This is a genomic window from Nocardiopsis sp. NPDC055879 (assembly GCF_053615935.1).
This window is the reverse complement of the sequence record NZ_JBSHCT010000019.1, coordinates 1-18558: the sequence shown is the minus strand read 5'-3', so window position 1 is coordinate 18558 and position 18558 is coordinate 1. Positions and strand designations below refer to the sequence as shown.

Here is an 18558-nt window from a genome sequence, read left to right as displayed (position 1 = left end):
CGAAAAACGGCGTCTCGTTCCTTTTGATAGTGAGGCGCGTTCGACATCCAGCCGACCACCCACCTATGACCCACCACCCACCACCCCACACACGGGTACTTCTGATCGATGGTGGCCCCGGGGCGACGACCCTGCTCGTCTTGGCCGCCCACGGTGCGATCCCCGCGTTCCATGCCGTTCTGGTCCCCGACACCGGCAAGAACCTCACCCAGATCCACCGACCCTTGGCCGCCCTGCGGCGGATGGCCACCGCAGCGGGAATGGCCTGGACCCCGGTCAAGGCCGGTAACCCGGTCCAGGCCAGCCTCGACGGCGCGGTGTTGCCGTTGCCGCTGTTCACCCTCACTCCTGACGGAGCCCCCGGCCAGTTGCCACACGGGTGCGTACGCCGCCAAGGCGTAGCCCTCACCGGGATCGTGCGTCACCTTCTTGGGTATCCGCGTCCCAGCCCGGTCCCCGACCAGATCGTGGCCGAGTGCGCCACCGGCCCCACCCTCGGCCAGTCCCAAGCCCCGCCCTCGACCGGTCCGCGCTACGTCCGCTTGCGGCACCCGCTGATCGAGATCGGATGGACCGACGCCGACTGCGCCGCGTTCCTGGCCCACCACGAACTCCCCGCAGAACTCGACCTGGCATGCGTCGCCTGCCCGATGCGCTCCAACCGCTCCTGGCAGTACCTGCGAGAGAACGACCCGGCAACGTTCGCCGAAGCGGTTGCGGTGGACGTGACTTTGCGGCACGGCCACCCCAACTCGGCACGGCACGGCATGCCGCCCGGCACCACGTACTACCTGCATCCGGACCGCGTCCCCCTGGACCAGGTCGACCTGACCGAGCCCAACGGTTCCGAGCTCAACGCCTGCACGCCGTGGGCGTGCCGCGGTAACGGGTCCGGCGACTCGGAGCAGAGGGGCGGCAACCGATGAGCGCCACCACGCAGCCGACCCTGCGACTGCTCTCCCTGGGTGCCGGGGTCCAATCCACCACCCTGCTCCTGCTCGCAACCCAAGGCGCCATCCCCAAATTCGATTACGCTCTGTTCGCCGACACCGGATGGGAGCCTCGCCAGGTCTACGACCACCTGGAACGGCTGGAACACACCGCCGCTGAAGCGGGCATCCCCATCATCCGCGTCAGCAATGGCAACATCCGTGACGATGCCTTGGACGAGCGGCACCGATTCGCCTCGATGCCCTTGTTCGTACGGGGCTCCGAAGGACAGCGCGGCATGGCCCGCCGGCAATGCACAGGCGAGTACAAGGTCCGACCGCTCAAACGCCAAGCCCGCCACCTGCTGGACTACCCCCACCCCGCACGAGTACCGGCCGGGGTATACGCCACTCAAGCGATCGGGATCAGTGCCGATGAGGTCCACCGGGCCAAGGACGCCGACGTCCAGTACCTGCGCAACGTCTTCCCCTTGCTGGACTTGGGATGGACCCGCCAGGACTGCCGCGAGTACCTGACCACCCACGGATGGGGCACCACCCCACGCTCGGCCTGTATCGGCTGCCCCTACCGGTCCAACACCACCTGGGCCGAACTCGCGGCAACCGAACCTGAGGCGTTCGCCGACGCGGTCGACTTCGATGCCGCGATCCGGCATGGGAACCCGGCAGCGGCCAAGCGTGGTATGCCGCTGCGCGGCACCTACTACCTGCACTCCTCCCGCCGCCCCCTGGCGGAGGTCGACCTCGGCATCGACAACGGCCCCGAACCGGAAGGGTGCTCGCCCTGGTCCTGCCGCGGCGATACCGCCCAGGAACCGGCACAGGGCGGTGATGCCCAGTGATCACCACCCGGCCCACAGTCGCCCTTGAGCGCTCGGTGTCGATCGGTTCGCTGTGCACCGGCTATGCCGGGCTCGACATGGGTGTGGCCGCAGCACTGAGCGGCACCACGGGTCTGTCCTGGGCCGCCGACAACGACCCTTACGTCACCAGGCTCCTGGTAGACCGTTTTCCCATGGTCCCCAACCTCGGTGACCTCGCCTCCGTGCACTGGCCACACGTAGAACCGGTCGACGTGATCACTGCGGGCTTCCCCTGCCAGGACATCAGCGCCGCCGGCAAAGGGGCCGGTATCGAGAAAGGAACCCGATCCAGTGTGTGGATGTACGTCATGGAAGCCGTTCGCCATCTTCGACCACACCTACTCGTGCTGGAGAACGTTCCCGCTCTCCGGTGGAAAGGCCGAGGCTTCGACCGCGTACTCGCGGACCTGGCCCGCACGGGGTATGACGCACGCTGGTGCTGCGTACGCGCCGGCGACATCGGAGCACCCCACCGGAGGGAGAGGGTGTTCGTTGTTGCCCACCCCGTACACCAGTGGCGGAAACAGTGGTCGTCTCACACCCGAGGAACGCCGCGAACGGGGCCAACAGATTCGGCTCGGCGATGTGCTCTGCTGCCCACCCCATACCCCCGCGTACGCACCCATCCGCAGTGCGCACACCCCCGGATGCCGCGCTCGCTCGCTCGAACGTCTGTTGCCCACGCCCTGCGCGAGCGACGGAACCAGGGGGATCTCCCACCGGAACGATTCAAACGGGCGCCTCACACTGCCCTGCGCGGCCATCGCCATGACCACCGACACCGACGGCCATGCTCCACCCCGTTCGCGTACGCATGGGGAGACCACGAACCGGCCATCCGGCACTGGGAAACGGTGCTCGGCAGAGCGGCGCCCCCACCCACCGAGACCGGCACCCGAGGACAACCCCGACTGAGTGCCACCTTCGTCGAGTGGATGATGGGCCTGCCCGCCGGATGGGTCACCGACCCACACCTCGGCATGCCGCACTCGGCGCAGATCCGCACCCTCGGCAACGGTGTAGTGCCGCAACAAGCCACCGTTGCCGTTCGGCACTTGCTCTCAGAAGCCACCCACACCGGACCGGGGGATGCGGCATGGGACTGACGCTGGTGCCGTTGCCATTCGCCGAAGCGAAGGCCTTCATCGAGGTCTGGCACCGGCATTTGAAAGCGCCACCGGGCCACAAGTTCAGTCTTGGTGCCCTCGATGACGAGGGCGTGCTCGTTGCCGTCGCCATGGCCGGACGACCGGTCGCGCGGGGCCTCGATGACGGTCTCACCCTTGAAGTCACCCGACTCGCCAGCGACGGCACGCACAACGCCTGCTCAATGCTCTACGGAGCGTCGGCGCGTGCTGCCCGAGCTTTGGCCTATCGGCGTCTGGTCACCTACACCCGCGCCGACGAAACCGGGGCCTCCCTGCGGGCGGCCGGATGGCAGCCAGTCGCGGCACTGCCTCCCCGGGAAGACTGGCATTCACCCCGGCGGCCACGGACCGAAGGAGTTTCGAGGATCCGTTGGCAGGCGCCATGACGCTCCATCAACTCCGTTGCCCCGTTGACGTGCCCGGCTGGTCACTTGTCGCGGCATTGCCGCGCGATGCCGAACGACAACGCCACAAGCCACCATCCGCGACCCTTACGTAAAGGTGACACCCCTATGGCCGAACAGGAAGATTATGCCCCTGACCAGCTAAAACACGACATTCAGAGTGATGGCGGGGCCTATCCTGAAAGGCCCACGAACACGCACGAAAGCCGGCGCCCGCACGGTAAGGGCGCACGTACCGAAGCCTTCGAGGTCGAACCCGCGCAGATCGTGGAGCTCACGCCCCACCAACGCACCGTCGCCGTGCAGGCACTGACCGAGCTGTTGACTCACCACCTCGACCACGAGAGCGAACGCTGAGCCGACCCATCCCAGGGGGTGAGTACGTGGCGTGGCAGATAAGCGTACGCGCCCTCTTTGGGGTTGAGAGTTGAGAAAGGACACGGGCCCATGAGGGTCGCGATCTACATCCGCATCTCCACAGACGAGGAACGTCAGCCATTCTCGCTGGAGGCCCAGGAAACCAAGCTTCGCGCCTATATCCAAAGCCAAGAGGACTGGCAACTGGTCACGGTGGTGCCAGAGCAGGCATCCGGGGCCACCACCGACCGGCCCAAGTTGGCCAGGCTCTTGGCAGCCGCACGCGCGGGGCGCTTCGACCTGGTGCTGGTCTACCGAGTGGACCGCTTCTCGCGCTCCGTACGCGGACTGGCCCACCTACTCGATGAGCTGGACTCGGCCGGGGTGGCCTTCCGCTCGGCCACCGAACCCTTCGACACCACCACCCCGGCGGGGCGGATGATGGTACAGATGCTCGCGGTTTTCGCTGAGTTCGAGCGCGCCACCATCATCGATCGCGTCATCAACGGCATGGAACGCAAGGCCGCACGCGGTGAGTGGTGCGGCGGATCCCGTCCACACGGTTACCTGGTGGACGCCGACACCGGGAAACTCATCGTTAAGGAAGACGAAGCCCCCATTCCGCCGCGCATCTTCGATACCTACGTACACAAACGCGTGGGGGCCAAGGAGATCGCCACCCAGCTCAACGACCACGGGCACCGAACCAAGAACGGTAGACCTTGGAGCCGGGACGCGGTACTCACCGTCCTGCGCAACCGCGCCTACGTGGGAGAGGTGTTCTTTCGTGAGGCCTACTATCCCAGCTCCCACCCCGCCCTGGTCGATACCTCGATCTTCGAGGCCGCTCAAGAGATCTTGCGTGTTCGGGGTGAGGACCACACCAAACGGGCGGGCAACTCTTCCGACTACCTGATGTCGGGGCGAATCACCTGCCCGCTCTGCGACAAGCACTACCTGGGCAACGCGGCCAACGGCAACAAGTACCGATACCGGTACTACACCTGCTACTCACGGTTGCGCTACGGCAAGAAGACCTGCGCCGCTGACCGGTTGCCCGCCGATCAACTAGAGGAGGCCGTCGTCGAGGCCCTGCTGGCCACCTATGAGCGCAGTGACCTGATGGACGAAGCGATCCGTGGGGTTGCTGAGCGTCACGACCAGATGAAGGAACAACATGTCGCCGAGCGCGCTGCGGTGCGGAGCGAACTGGCGAGTGCTGAAGCTTCCATCGAGCGGTATCTACGGGCTTTCGAAGCGGGGACCATGCCCGAGTCGGTGTGCGGACCGCGTTTGAGCGATCTCGCTGCCACGGTGGCACGGCTGCGCCATAGGGAGAGTGAACTGACCGAGCTGTTTGAGTCCCCGCATGAGGGGCCGACCGAAGAGGAGATCATCGCGATGCGTACGCAGATACGGCAGGCCTTCGCCAACGGCAATCCGGCGACGAAGAAGAATCTGGTGCAGAACTTGGTCGCCGAAGTCCGTATCACTGGTCCCCGGCGAATCCAACCCGTCTTCAGGGTTCCCACCAGCATGAACGCGGACCTCTCCTCCTCGGAGGAGAAGGTTCGCGCAATGTCTGGAGTGGCGCACCCGGCAGGATTCGAACCTGCGACCGTCGGATTAGAAGTTCCATGGTCACGTACCGTCACGTGCCGCTACGTACCATCCCGTCCCGCACCATCCGAATCAGGATGCCATCCCGTGCCACGTCGTGCCGTCTACTGACGTCCCGGTCCAAAACTGCGGAGCACAAACGGAGCACACAGGCTGATGGTGGTGTCCGATGGCGCCTCACGAGAACTTCGTAGGCCGTGGATCAGCCACCCCTGTTCACGGCGAAGTAGTGGACAGCGGAACCGCAAAGGTCGTGCCAGGCTGTCCACGCCATCATTCTCCCAGGCGAGCATCACACCGTCTCTCCTGGAAGAGGTTGTCTCCATCAGTCCGTCCGACGGGACTCGGTATCTGGCTCTCTTCGCCTTCTGATGCATCCTCCTCCGTATGAAACAGCAGGCCAACCATGTTGATGGTCATGGGGTGAGCTTCAAACCTCGCTCATCTGTCCGATCTCGGCCATGCGCACATCGAGAAGCGTGCTCTTGGGGGAGAGCTCCAGCTCACTAGACCAGGAGCCAGTTTCAGTGAAGTTAGTCACAGACTTTTTGTTCGGATTCGCCTTCTAACTTCCCTTTCGGTTTCAGGACCACGGACGAGGCCGCCCCGCGATCGGGGCGCATCCCGCAACTCGTCCATCCCCCGCCTGAGCCTAGAGAGCACACCGCCATGTCCCGCGCCGTGCAGGCAGCGACCGCTGCCCTCATGTCGACAGTGCTGGTCATTCCCCTCCTGCATTCGACCGCACACGCCGGCGAAGAGCCGGACCAGCCTTCGGATGAGGGTTCGATCTCCACTGAGGCACTCTTCGAGCAAGCCGCCATCGCGCAGGCCCAAGAGACCGGGGAACCGGTGGAGATCGCCGGGGCCACCACCGAGACCACACGCCATGTGGCCAACCCCGACGGCAGCTTCACCATGGAGCAGAACGCCCACCCGGTTCGTGTGCGTGACGACAACGGTTGGACCCCGGTCGACACCGACCTGGTCATCGACTCCGAAGGCAACGCGCGCCCCAGGGCGGCCGTGGCCGACATCGTCTTCTCCGGTGGTGGTGACACGACGTTGGCGAGTATCGGTCTGGGCTCCAACTCTGTCGCTTTGGGCTGGCACGAGTCACTACCCACCCCGGTGCTCGAAGGGGACAAGGCGACCTACCCCGATGTCCTGCCCGACGTGGATCTGGTGCTGACCGCGGGGGTCGACGGGTTCGGACAGGTGCTGGTGGTGCACACCCCGGAGGCGGCCCAACACGAGCAACTGGCCGACCTGGAACTGGGCCTGGCCACCGAAGGCGTCACCATGCGCTTGGGTGAGCACGGCAACCTGGACGCCATCGGAGACAAGGGCCAAGAGAGCGTGTTCAGCGCGATCGCCCCCGCGATGTGGGACTCCTCAGGAGAGGAAGCGCTCGAGGACGCCACCGATATGGCCCCCACCGGAGCGCGTACCGCCCTGGTGGAGGTGGATATGACCCCCGACAGCATCCGTCTGGTGCCTGACACAGGGATGCTCACCGACGAAGCCACCCAGTACCCGGTCTACATCGACCCTTCCGTGGCGGTCAGCAGGGTGGGCCGCACCTACGTCAACCGCAGCTACCCCACCCAGTCGTACTGGAACTACTCCACCTCCCACACCCCCGGTGTGGGATACGAACCGGCCCAGGGCACTACCAAACGAGCGTTCTGGCGCTTCAGCATCGACTCCCGTACCCGCAACGCCGACATCACCAGAGCCACCTTCCGCGCCAAGGTCACCCACGCCTACGGGTGCACCAACGCAAAGGTGGAGCTGTGGCGCACCAACGCCATCACCTCCTCCACCACCTGGAACTCCCAGACCTCGGCCTGGCGTACGAAGCTGGACACCCGCACCATCAACGCCGGACGCTCGAACTGCTCGGGCGGAGCCTCCCCGACGGTGGAGTTCAACGCCACCACCGGATACGTGTGGAGCCGCGACGCCGGCAACGCCACCACCACCCTGGGGTTGCGCGGTAACGAGACCCGCTCCTCCAGCAACCACGACTGGCGTCGCTTCGCCTCCAACCCCACCCTGCAGGTGGACTACAACAACCCACCCCAGACCCCGACCCGCCTGTCGGACTCCCACGGCGGACCGTGCGCCACCGACCCCGACAACCCTCGGCTGATCAACCAGACCCGCCCCACCTTCACCGCCTACGTCCGTGACCGCGACTCCACCTCCGCCAGTCGCCAGAAGGTCAAGACCCGCTTCGCCTGGTGGGTGGACGGCGAACGCGTCGATGACGTGGACACCGCCATGACCGACATCGCCGTGTGGTCCTCGGGCTCCTTCCAATCGGTGCGATCGGGAACCCTGCCCGAGAACGTGCTCATCGCCTACCGAACCAACGCCAACGACGGCGTTTCCTGGTCGGGCTGGTCCACCCACTGCTACCTCATGATCAGCACCGACCGCCCCGACACCGGCCCCGAAGTGACCTCCACCGACTACCCGGCAGGTGACATCTTCCATGGTTCCCCCGGCCTGCCCGGAGAGTTCACCTTCGCCAACAACGGGGTGGATGACGCCACCGGCTACAAGTACGCCCTCAACGACGACTCCTGCGTCAACGAGATCGACACCGACACCCCAGGCGGTTCGGTCACCGTCACCCTCACTCCCCGCTTGGAAGGCCCCAACCGGATCTACGCCCGCACCGTCGACGCCTTCGGTAACTCCTCCGACTGTGTCCTGGCCTACACCTTCCTGGTCGCACCCCCCAGCGACCCGGTCGCGCACCTGACCTTCGACGAAGGCCAAGGCGATCGTGCCGTCGACGCCATCGACCCCGACCGCGGCGCCACCCTCTCCGACGGAGTGCAGTGGGTACGTGGCCGGGTAGGCGCCGTGGACAACCCCGATACCAACCCCATCCCCCGTTTGAACGGCACCGCCGTCCACACCCGTGGCTACACCGACGGGGACCCCGGCCCCTACGACCAGATCAACGCCGACTACCCGGCCGTGGACACCAGCGGCACCTTCTCGGTCTCGACCTGGGTCAAACTGGACCGCGCCCACGCCCACCACACCGCCGTAGCCCAAGAAGGTGATGAACAGAGCGCCTTCCACCTGGGCTACCAGGGCAACACCGGCGAGTGGGTCTTCAAGATGTCACCCCAAGACCAGTACTGGGATGGCTCTCGGGAGTGGGCCACCATCACCTCCTCCACCCCGGCCGAGGTCGGGGTGTGGACCCACCTGGTGGGCACCCACGACTCCGAAACCGGCGAGATCGTTCTCTACGTCGACGGCATCCGCCAGGGATCGGCCACCCACACCGGCTCCTGGAACGCCACCGGACCCCTGACGGTCGGCCGCGCGCTGTTCCAAGGCACCGGCAACTACTACTGGCCCGGGGCAATCGACGACGTCAAGGTCTGGGACCGCCTGGTGCTGGACGAAACCGTCACCGATGCCGAAGAACACTCCGAAGTCTGGGCGCTGGCCAACCGCCCCCTGGCACCCGAAGGGCACTGGGCGCTGGACGAGTACCAGGGCACCGAAGTGGCCGACTCCACCGACCACGACCTGAACGCCACCCTGCACGCGGACCCCGACACCGCGTGGGACCAAGCCGAGAACGACGTCACCCTCTCACCCGGGGTGCGGCTCAACGGCGACGACGAATACCTCCAGGCCACCGGGCCCGCACTCCAAAGCGACCGCAGCTTCACCGTTGCCGCGTGGGTCCGCCTGGACGAGACCGGTCAAGGCATCAACACCTCCGCCCTGAGCCAGTCCGGCGAGTTCCAGAGCGGGTTCCACCTGGGCTACCAGGGCTCCAACGGCAACTGGACCTTCAAGATGGCCCCGCACGATGACGCCCCCACCGACGGGTCTGCCGGCTGGACCTACGCCTACTCCACTACCCCCGCCCGACTGGGGGAGTGGGCGCACCTGGCAGGGGTCTACGACCACACCAACGGTCAGTTGATCCTCTACGTCAACGGCTTCGAGGAATCCCGGGTGGCCGTCGACCACGCCTGGCACGCCGACGGTCCGGTGCGTATCGGCAGCGGTCAGCATCGCGGGTCCAACACCTACTTCTGGACCGGTGACCTCGACGACGCCCACACCTACCAGGGTGTGCTCAATGAACGCGAGCTCTCCCAGGTCTACGCGGGACAGATCCCCACCCCACAGCTCTGACCCGGGCTCCACCCTCGACCCCCTACTTCCCCATGTGACCGTCACCCCGCCCCGAAGGCGGGGTGACAGGAGGCCTGCTGTGACCGCCCACAGTGACACCCCTTCCCCGTCCCGACCCGGGCCGATCCGCCGCGCCATCCTCTACCCGGTGGCCTTCGTGATGATCGCCGGACTACTGAACACCCTTCCGGCGTCGGCCACCGCCTTCAATCCACGTCCGGAGGTGGCCGACCAACCCTCCGTCGAAGGGCAAGACGTGGTCGCCCAGGCTTTGGCCGAGGACAACGCGGTCGCCGAGGCCGCGATGAGTGATCCGGCCGATGTGACCTGGCCCGAGGCCACCAGCGTCGACGTGGATCTGGGGCAGAGCACGGCCAGGAGCCTCAGCGCCCAGGAGGACTCACCGGTCACGGTGGGGGCCATCACCGGGGAGGAGTTCGAGGACTGGCAGGTTCCCGAATACTGGGAGCGGATTCTCGAAGAAGAGGCCGTGTCCGGGGCCGAGGAAACAGACGATGACCCCGTGCCTGTCGAATCCGAGGAAACCGAGCCGGAGCGGGAACCCGAACCGACCGAAGAAACGACTCCCGCAGAGTCGGATGGCGAGGCATCCGACGGCGGAGATGGTTCCTCCACCGACCAGGAACAGAGATCCGAACCCGCTGCCGGTGAGGGCGAAGGGCCTGATGAGGAAGCACAGGCCCACACAAGCCCCGAAGCAGCCGAACCGGTCGAGCTCCCCGAACCCGAACCTGTCGAGTCCGTCCAAATCGAGATCCTGGACCAGGCCCAGGCCGAGACCGCGGGGATCAACGGTCTTGTGCTGCGTGTGACCCGCACCGATGACTCACCCACCGTCGCACCGATCGAACTCGGCATCGACTACTCCGACTTCGCCGAGGCCTTCGGCGGTGACTACGCCTCCCGCCTGACCCTGACCGAACTCGACGAATGCGTGCTCGACGACTCCTGCGCCACCGAGGAAACCGTCACCCACGACTCGGCCGAACTCCTGGCCAACGATGTTCAGAAACACCACGTCACCGCGCAGGTGAGTGCCGCACCCCAGGGCGCCCTGGTGGCCTTGGCCGCTGCCCCGGCCGGTGGAAACGGTGACTATGGTGCCACCCAACTCTCGGCGGCCTCCAGCTGGAACGTCAACAACCAGTCCGGTGACTTCTCCTGGTCCTACTCCTTCGCCACCCCACCCGCCCCCAGCGACCTCAACCCGGCCATCGGCCTGGGTTACTCCTCCGGCGGAGTCGATGGGCGCATCGCCACCTCCAACAACCAGACCTCCTGGATCGGTGACGGTTTCGCCTACGCCCCCGGCGCGATCGAACGCCGCTATTCGGCCTGTGTGGACTCCGGCCATAAGACCGGTGACCTGTGCTGGAACACCGACAACGTCACCCTGTCGATGACCGGCCACTCCGGGGCCTTGGTCAAGCACGACGATGGTTCCTACCGGCTGTCCAACGACGACGGCACCAAGGTCGAACGCCTCACCGGTGCCACCAACGGCGCTCACGAGGGCGAGTACTGGAAGGTCACCACCCCCGACGGCACCCAGTACTTCTTCGGACGCAACCGCCTCCCCGGCTGGTCCAGCGGCGACCCCGAGACCAAGTCGGCTCAGACCATGCCGGTCTACGCTGCCAAGACTGGACAGCCCTGCTACGACTCGACCTTCTCCCAGTCCTGGTGCCAGCAGGCCTACAAGTGGAACCTCGACTACGTCGTGGACGTGCACGGCAACGTCATGACGTTCTACTACGACGCCGAGACCAACCACTACGGCCGCAACCTCACCAACACCGCCACCCCCTACGTACGCGCCGCCAACGTCAAGCGCATCGAATACGGGTTGCGCAAGGGCGACGTCTACGCCACCGCCCCGGCCCGAGTGCTGTTCTCCGACTCCGAACGGTGTCTGGTCACCGACTCCTTCGACTGCGCCGCCGACGAACGCACCTCCGGCAACGCCGAGCACTGGCCCGACGTGCCCCTGGACCAGGACTGCAAGACGGGCCAGTCCTGTACGGGGCGTCACTCGCCGACCTTCTGGTCCACCAAGAAGCTCGACGCCATCACCACCCAGATCCGCGACGGAGACTCCTACACCGACGTCGACACCTGGAAGCTGGAGCACTCCTTCCCCGAAGCCGGGGACGGTACCGGTCCCACCCTGTGGCTGGACTCCATCGAACACGTCGGCAAGGTCGAGGGCACCGAAGCACTACCCAAGATCAGCTTCGCCGGCACCCAGATGCCCAACCGGGTCGACTCACCCACCGACGACATCGCTCCGATGCTCCGGTGGCGCATCACCTCGATCTACACCGAGTCCGGTGGCCAGTTCGACATCACCTACTCCCAACCCGAATGCGAACCCGGTAAGACCCCCAAACCGCATGAGAACACCATGCGCTGCTATCCGGTGCTGTGGACACCCGAAGGCGGGGTGGAACTGACCGACTGGTTCCACAAGTACGTGGTCACCGAAGTCAACGAAGTGGACCTGGTCTCGGACCAACCGACCATGACCACCGGCTACGACTACGTCGGAACCCCGGCCTGGCGCTACACCGAGGCCGACGGCATGGTCAAGGACAAGTACCGCACCTGGGCGGACTGGCGCGGCTACGAACGGGTCATCGTCCGCAGCGGCCACGAAAACGAAGAACGCACCGAGACCGAATACCTGTACTTCCAGGGCATGCACGAGGACAAACTGCCCTCGGGTAAACGTTCGGTCTCCATCACCGACTCACGCGGGGTCGAACACACCGACCACAAGGAACTGCACGGCATGGTCCGTGAGGTGATCGTCCGCGACGGTGAAGACGGCCAGGACATCACCCGCGAGATCAGCACCCCCTGGTGGCGGGAGACCGCCAAGGTCACCCACGACTGGGGTGAACAGACCGCCACCAGGACCCAGACCGAACGAATCGTCAGCCTCACACGCCTGGCCGATGATTCCTGGCGCCAGACCAGGGTCGACAACACCATCAACGACGACGGCGCCATCACCCGCGTCCGCGACCACGGTGACGTCGACGTCCAAGGCGACGAGAAGTGCGTCAACACCACCTACGTCAGCAACACCGACGCCTGGATCCTCAACCTCGTCTCCCGCGCCGAGACCCTCGCAGTGGACTGCGAGGACACCCCGAATCGGCCCGAGGACGTCATCACCGACGAACTCGTCCTCTACGACGGCGGAGACCACGGTGACGCCCCCACCACCGGGCTGCCCACCAAGACCCGCAAACTCGACTCCTACTCCGAGGGTGAACCCGTCTACCAGACGGTCGACCAGACCGAGTTCGACACCTACGGCAACACCATCTCCGAGACCGACGCCTCCGGAGGGGTGACCACCACCGAGTACACCTTCACCACTGAAGGCCTTCCCGAATCGGTCACCGAGACCAACCCCCTCGGCCACACCACGACCACCACGGTCGACCCCTCACGGGGACTTCCCGTCTCCGAGACCGACGCCAACGGCGCCACCATGACCATGGCCTACGACCCGCTCGGGCGCATGACCCAGGTGTGGCTTCCCGACCGGGACCAGGCCACCCACACCCCCACCGCCGAATTCGAATACCACGTCCGCCAGGACGCCCCCACCTCGATCATCACGCGCACCCTGCGCACCCCGACCGAGTACGTCACCGGCTACGAGATCTTCGACGCCTTCCTCCGGCCACGCCAGACCCAGAGCCCGGCACCGGGCGGTGGACGTGTGGTGACCGACACCTTCCACGACACCCACGGACGCGAGGTCAAGACCAGGGACGCCTACTACAACGAGGACGACCCCGGAGACACCCTCTTCGTCGTCAACAACGACGCCGACATCCCCCGCCAGGCCGTCACCCTCTACGACGGCGCCGGCCGGGTCACCGACAACCTGCATGTGGCCTTCGGGGAGGAACGCTGGCGCACCAGCACCGAACACCACGGCGATCGAACCCTGGTCACCCCGGCCGATGGTGCGGTGGCCACCACCTCCATCGTGGACGCCCAAGGCCGCCTGAGTGAGGTACGCACCCACCACGAGGGGGTGCCCGAAGGCGACTACGACGCCATCACTTACACCTACGCCAAGAACGATGCGTTGGCCACGGTGACCGACCCCGAGGGCAACGTCTGGGAACACGCCTACGACCTGCGCGGGCGCCTGGTGAGTACCGACGACCCGATCGCCGGTACCACCACGATGAGCTACAACGAGCTCGACCAGATGGTCTCGGCCACCGACGCCCGCGGCCAGACCCTGGCCTACACCTACGACGACATCGGCCGCCAGGTCGCCCTGCACGATGACTCACCCGAAGGTGACAAACGGGCCGAGTGGCTCTACGACACCCGTGCCCTGGGTCACCTGACCTCCTCTACCAGATACGTCGACGGGAACGCCTACACCACCTCGGTGGTCAGGTACGACCAGTTCTACCGTCCCACCACCACCGAGGTCCGCATCCCCGCCGACCAACCCATGTTGGCGGGTCGTTACCGGTTCTCCACCCAGTACAACCTCGATGGTTCGGTACACGCCCTGACCCTGCCCGCCGCCGGCGGGTTGGGTCAGGAGACCATCGGCTACAGCTACAACGAGCTGGGCATGCCCACCCAGATGTCGGGGTTCACCGACTACGTCACCGACACCGTCTACAGCAATACCGGTGAACTGCGCCAACTCGCTCTGGACATCGGGGCGTCGGGCACCCACGCCACCTGGATCACCCGTGACCAGGACCCAGCCACCGGAAGAACGACCGAGACCACGCTGGTGCCCGAGCGCGGAGTCACCGGGTCACTGGTGCACCAGTACTACACCTACGACGACGCGGGCAACGTCCTCAACCTGCGCGACGAACCCACCGCCGACCATCTCCAAGCGGACGTGCAGTGCTTCACCTACGACCACATGCGTCGCATGACCGGAGTGTGGACCCCCGACGCCACGGGTGAGGAGGCCTGCGCCGACCAACCCTCGGCGGACGCGCTGGGTGGAGCCGCTCCCTACTGGCACTCCTACACCTACGACAAGCTCGGCAACCGTGAGACCGAGGTTCAACACGGACAGCCGGGCGGTGACATCACCCGCACCTACCATCACGGTGGTGCCACCGGTGTGGCTCCGCAGGCCCTGACCAGTGTCGAGGAGTCCGGCCCGGCCGGTGATCGGCTGGAGGAGTACACCTACGACGAGGCCGGGAACATGACCGGTCGCACCACGGCCTCCCGTGAACAGGATCTGGAATGGGACGCCGAAGGCAACCTGTCCCGCGTCGTGGAAGAGGACGGCTCCCAGACCTCCTACACCTACGACGCCGATGGTCAGCGGCTGATCCGTGAAGACCCGACCTCCACCACGCTGTACCTGCCGGGTATGGAACTGCGTCTGGACAAGGAGACCCTGGTCCAGGAGGCGACCCGGTTCTACTCCCACGCCGGGCAAGCGGTCGCGGTCCGCCAGAACGACGGCACCCTGTCGTGGATCTACGCCGACCCACACGGAACCGGCCAGGTCGCGGTGAACGCACGGACCGGTGAGGCCACCCACCGGCACATGACGGCCTTTGGAACCCAGCGCGGTTCCACCGGGGACTGGCCCGCCGAGCGTGGTTTCGCCAACGGCACCATCGATGCCTCCACCGGGCTGACCCAGATCGGTGCGCGGGCCTATGACTCCACTCTGGGCCGGTTCATCTCGGTGGACCCGGTGTTGGACGTGACCGACCACCAACAGATGCACGGTTACGCCTACGCCAACAACAGCCCGGTCACCTACACCGACCCGGACGGGCGGGCGTCCTACCTGATCGTGGACGGGGTCAACCCGGATACCGGGCGCCCGTTGATCTACTCGCCGGTACAGCGCAACGGCAAGCACTACTGGTACTCCCACTCAGATGGTAAGGCGATCCGTTCCACGGCCAATGGTGCGGTGGTCGAGCAGTGGTACAACGTGACACCGATGCGGACCACCGCCAAGCAGCGGCAGTACATGCGCGAGCACCAGGCACAGCAGGCAGCGCTGCGTCAGCAGCGTCAAGCGCAGATGGAGAAGGCCGAGGCCAAACAGAAGCTGATCAAGGCCGCAACCGGGTTGGCGCAGTTGGTGGCCGACGAGCTCGGTATCACCGCGGGGTTGGAGTGCTTCACCACCGGTGATCTGGGTGCGTGTGGTGAGACCGCGGTCAACGTGGCGTTGATGTTCGTGGGCGGTCTGCCGGCCAAGATCGCCGCGAAGTACGGGTTGCGGTGGGGTAAGGCCGCGGAGTTGGGGCGCAGGATCTCCGCTCTGGGTGGTGAGTTGATCGATGGGATCAAGGGCCTGAACCGGGCCAACCGCAAACTCGACAACGTGAGTTGTCCGATCGGGAACAGTTTCGTTCCGGGCACGGCGGTGGTGATGGCCGACGGGTCGCCCAAGCCGATCGAGGACGTCGATGTCGGTGAGAAGGTCCTGGCCACCGACCCTGAAACCGGGGAGCAGTCGGTTCGGACGGTGTTGGCCACCATCGTGGGCTCGGGGGCCAAGGCCCTGGTGCAGATCACCATCGATCCGACCAGCGAACGTGATGCCCCGGAAGGGGACGAGGCGGGTTCGGGTGAGGAATCTGAGGGTGTTCCCGGCCCGGTGGAGGCCGGGGACGTGATCGTGGCGACCGATGGTCACCCGTTCTGGGTTCCGGACCTGGGGTTGTGGGTGGACGCGATCGACCTGGCCCCGGGTATGTGGTTGCAGACCTCGTCGGGGACCTGGGTGCAGGTTTCCGCGATCCAGGCTTGGACCCAGAGCGCGACGGTCCATAACCTGACCGTGCAGGGCGTTCACACCTACCACGTGGCTGCTGGGTCACTGGATGTCCTCAACCACAACTGTAATACAACTGTTTACCGTAAACAGACGGACCACCCAGACAGCCAGAGACTTTCTGTGAATGGGAGTGGGAATGTAAGTCACCAGGGGGACGGAAGGCTTTACCTGAATATGAGCGGTGACGTAAGTCATTCGCAGGGGTTTCGCGGGTCCGGGGGGACCATCGTTGCATTCGATGTTCCTAGTTCTGTTGTAGACGGTGTTGTTGGGTCTGCTCTCCCTCAGCGCATGCCAAGGGGTTATTCGGGCACAAAGAAAGATTGGAAAATTGAATCCCGAAATTCTCCGGAGCTTTCTGATCCTAAGGTTTCTCCGGGGTTGGTTGGATTACCGTCGGGGATGATTGACGGTTTCATGGCGAGAATTGTTCCTGGCAGTGGGAGGCTTTTGTGACAGTGAAAGGATCTTCGTGGATGAGTTAGAACGGGTTCGTTTTGGGCCGAAAGGAGGGGCTCCTCCTGTGATGGTTCGCATGAACGTAAGTCCTCTATTGGAATCAGGGGAGTACGCTTGTCGGCTCAGGGAGGTGATGGCTTCAGTGATATTTATTGGTTCAACTCAGGGTTTTGAGCGTGAATACTTTGATTACTCATCGCTTCCTGGGTGGTTTCTCTCTTCCTTTTATGATATTAAGCCCAAAGGGGAGGAGGCTGATGGTTTCGTGTTGCAAGGTTGCGAGAACTACTACCGGTCTCGCCAGGGTGATGTTTGGGGGGTGCATGAATGGATATCGCTATTTGACCCCGAGGATAGGAGTTGGGTTTGGTGGGATGTTGTTATCCCAGGCGGGGGTGATGTGAGTGTATTCGTAGATACTCGCGGAGAGCCGGTGGTACCATTTGAGGAGCTATGGTGGATGCTTTATGCTGCTGGTGCAAAATCTGTTTCCGGTCCTAGCTTGTCCACCTCTGTCGAATGGGGGGAAGGTGGGTAATTTTAGTGAGATAGTCCCGCGTGGGTCGTCAGGGCTCACTGGTCACCGTCGTGATCATCTCTGAGCAGGATCTGATGGCTTAACGGGGCGATGCCTTCGCTTGCCGAGTTAACGCGATCGATATGCCCAGAACTCTTATTTTCGGTCACGGGTTCGCGCACGGTTTTCAGACTGGTGGCCGGGTCGACCATTTCTAGAGAAGGACAGCAGGGTTGGTGCATGCTCAGTCGCGATGTTGGAACCTGATGGTGGGAAGCCCTGACCAGAGCGACCTTGATGCGTGTACTGGAAGGTTTTTTCCAAGGGAAGACGAGTGACCCTGGAGAGTTACTCGTCGAGGGCTGGAGTAGGACGCCTGTACTTGCTTCCACCTGAGGGCTGACACTGGTTTCAGGGGTGTTGGTCATGTCCGGATCGGGTTCGGTGTACAAGCGGTGCGGGTGCCGAGGGACCAAGGGCACGAAGGCCAGAGAGGGGCGCTGCTCTGGGTTGGCAAGGCGCGGTCATGGGAGTTGGTACTTCACCCTGGACTTGGAACTGTCTTGTGCCGGTTTTATTGGAGGCTCCGAAGCAACGCTTCAGTATCCAAGGACGCCGAAGCCTGCTGGTAGAAGTTGTCTTCGAACTCCGCTGGCGGGAGCAGGCCGATCTCGCCGTGCAAGCGACGGTGGTTGAACCAGTCCACGTACTCGGCCACTGCGATCCCGACCACCGTCATCGTTAGCTCCCACCTGTCGACTCCTGGCAAAGCGACGGGAATCGCAGGCGGGCACGCCTCAGTCGGGCAGGTTGAGCGGGCAGGATCCTATCAGGCCACGCCCATGAGCCCCGAAGCAGGGCCCAGCGGGGCGGCACATTGCGGACAGACCACCGCAGTGCGGGGCAGAGAAAAAATGGGCCAACCCCGTCGGGTCTGCTTTCATTGTGGTATTGGCGAGAAGAAAGCCGACGCTGACTTCAAGATCGGGTTGGCCCTGCGCAGCTCCCGCACCTCACGCTCGAGTGCCTCGTACCGAGCGCGTTGGAGACTATGGTGTGTGCTGGAATCGCCTTCCGCCATCCCCCTCGTTCCTGTCGGCATGGTGATGCCTGTTCTTGAGAGCGTGTTTGAGAAGGGGTAACGGTCCGGGCACTTCCCCCACGCTGCTGCTGTCAGGCCGCAAGCATGAGCCCCATGCCGCGACGCCCGACCT

10 protein-coding genes are annotated in these 18558 nt (G+C 64.8%); 8 read left to right on the top strand and 2 right to left on the bottom strand.

From position 1 onward, the window contains the following. The first annotated feature begins 65 nt into the window (after positions 1-65). From ACWGKS_RS21845 to ACWGKS_RS21810, 8 genes are all read left to right on the top strand, one after another. Positions 66-926: a hypothetical protein gene (locus ACWGKS_RS21845; RefSeq protein ID WP_452523717.1), complete on the top strand. Its 861-nt coding sequence runs from the start codon at positions 66-68 to the stop codon at positions 924-926. Continuing rightward, the gene (locus ACWGKS_RS21840; protein WP_452523715.1) at positions 923-1792 is read left to right on the top strand and encodes a phosphoadenosine phosphosulfate reductase domain-containing protein; all 870 of its coding nucleotides are present in this window, start codon (positions 923-925) and stop codon (positions 1790-1792) included. The genes ACWGKS_RS21845 and ACWGKS_RS21840 overlap by 4 nt, the downstream gene beginning before the upstream one ends. After that, positions 1789-2919, top strand: a complete 1131-nt coding sequence (locus tag ACWGKS_RS21835) for a DNA cytosine methyltransferase (RefSeq protein ID WP_452523713.1) — start codon at positions 1789-1791, stop codon at positions 2917-2919. The genes ACWGKS_RS21840 and ACWGKS_RS21835 overlap by 4 nt, the downstream gene beginning before the upstream one ends. Further along, on the top strand, positions 2910-3347 hold the full coding sequence (locus ACWGKS_RS21830; protein WP_452523711.1) for an XF1762 family protein: 438 nt from the start codon (positions 2910-2912) through the stop codon (positions 3345-3347). Before ACWGKS_RS21835 ends, ACWGKS_RS21830 begins: the two co-directional genes overlap by 10 nt. A 126-nt stretch (positions 3348-3473) precedes the next feature. After that, positions 3474-3722 carry a hypothetical protein gene (locus ACWGKS_RS21825; RefSeq protein ID WP_452523710.1) on the top strand — a complete coding sequence of 83 codons (249 nt, stop codon included), beginning with the start codon at positions 3474-3476 and terminating at the stop codon, positions 3720-3722. A gap of 90 nt (positions 3723-3812) precedes the next feature. Beyond that, positions 3813-5453, top strand: coding sequence for a recombinase family protein (locus ACWGKS_RS21820; protein ID WP_452523708.1), 1641 nt, complete (start codon positions 3813-3815; stop codon positions 5451-5453). A gap of 594 nt (positions 5454-6047) precedes the next feature. After that, positions 6048-9524, top strand: coding sequence for a LamG-like jellyroll fold domain-containing protein (locus ACWGKS_RS21815; protein WP_452523706.1), 3477 nt, complete (start codon positions 6048-6050; stop codon positions 9522-9524). A gap of 160 nt (positions 9525-9684) precedes the next feature. Beyond that, positions 9685-16824 (top strand): RHS repeat-associated core domain-containing protein, encoded by a 7140-nt coding sequence (locus ACWGKS_RS21810; RefSeq protein ID WP_452523955.1) that lies wholly within the window; start codon positions 9685-9687, stop codon positions 16822-16824. A 576-nt stretch (positions 16825-17400) separates the two neighbouring features. Here ACWGKS_RS21810 and ACWGKS_RS21805 read toward each other — a convergent pair. Continuing rightward, complete coding sequence (locus ACWGKS_RS21805; protein WP_452523704.1) at positions 17401-17772, bottom strand: hypothetical protein; 372 nt, start codon at positions 17770-17772, stop codon at positions 17401-17403. A gap of 146 nt (positions 17773-17918) precedes the next feature. Beyond that, positions 17919-18083 carry an IS3 family transposase gene (locus ACWGKS_RS21800; RefSeq protein ID WP_452523702.1) on the bottom strand — a complete coding sequence of 55 codons (165 nt, stop codon included), beginning with the start codon at positions 18081-18083 and terminating at the stop codon, positions 17919-17921. Positions 18084-18558 lie beyond the last annotated feature (475 nt).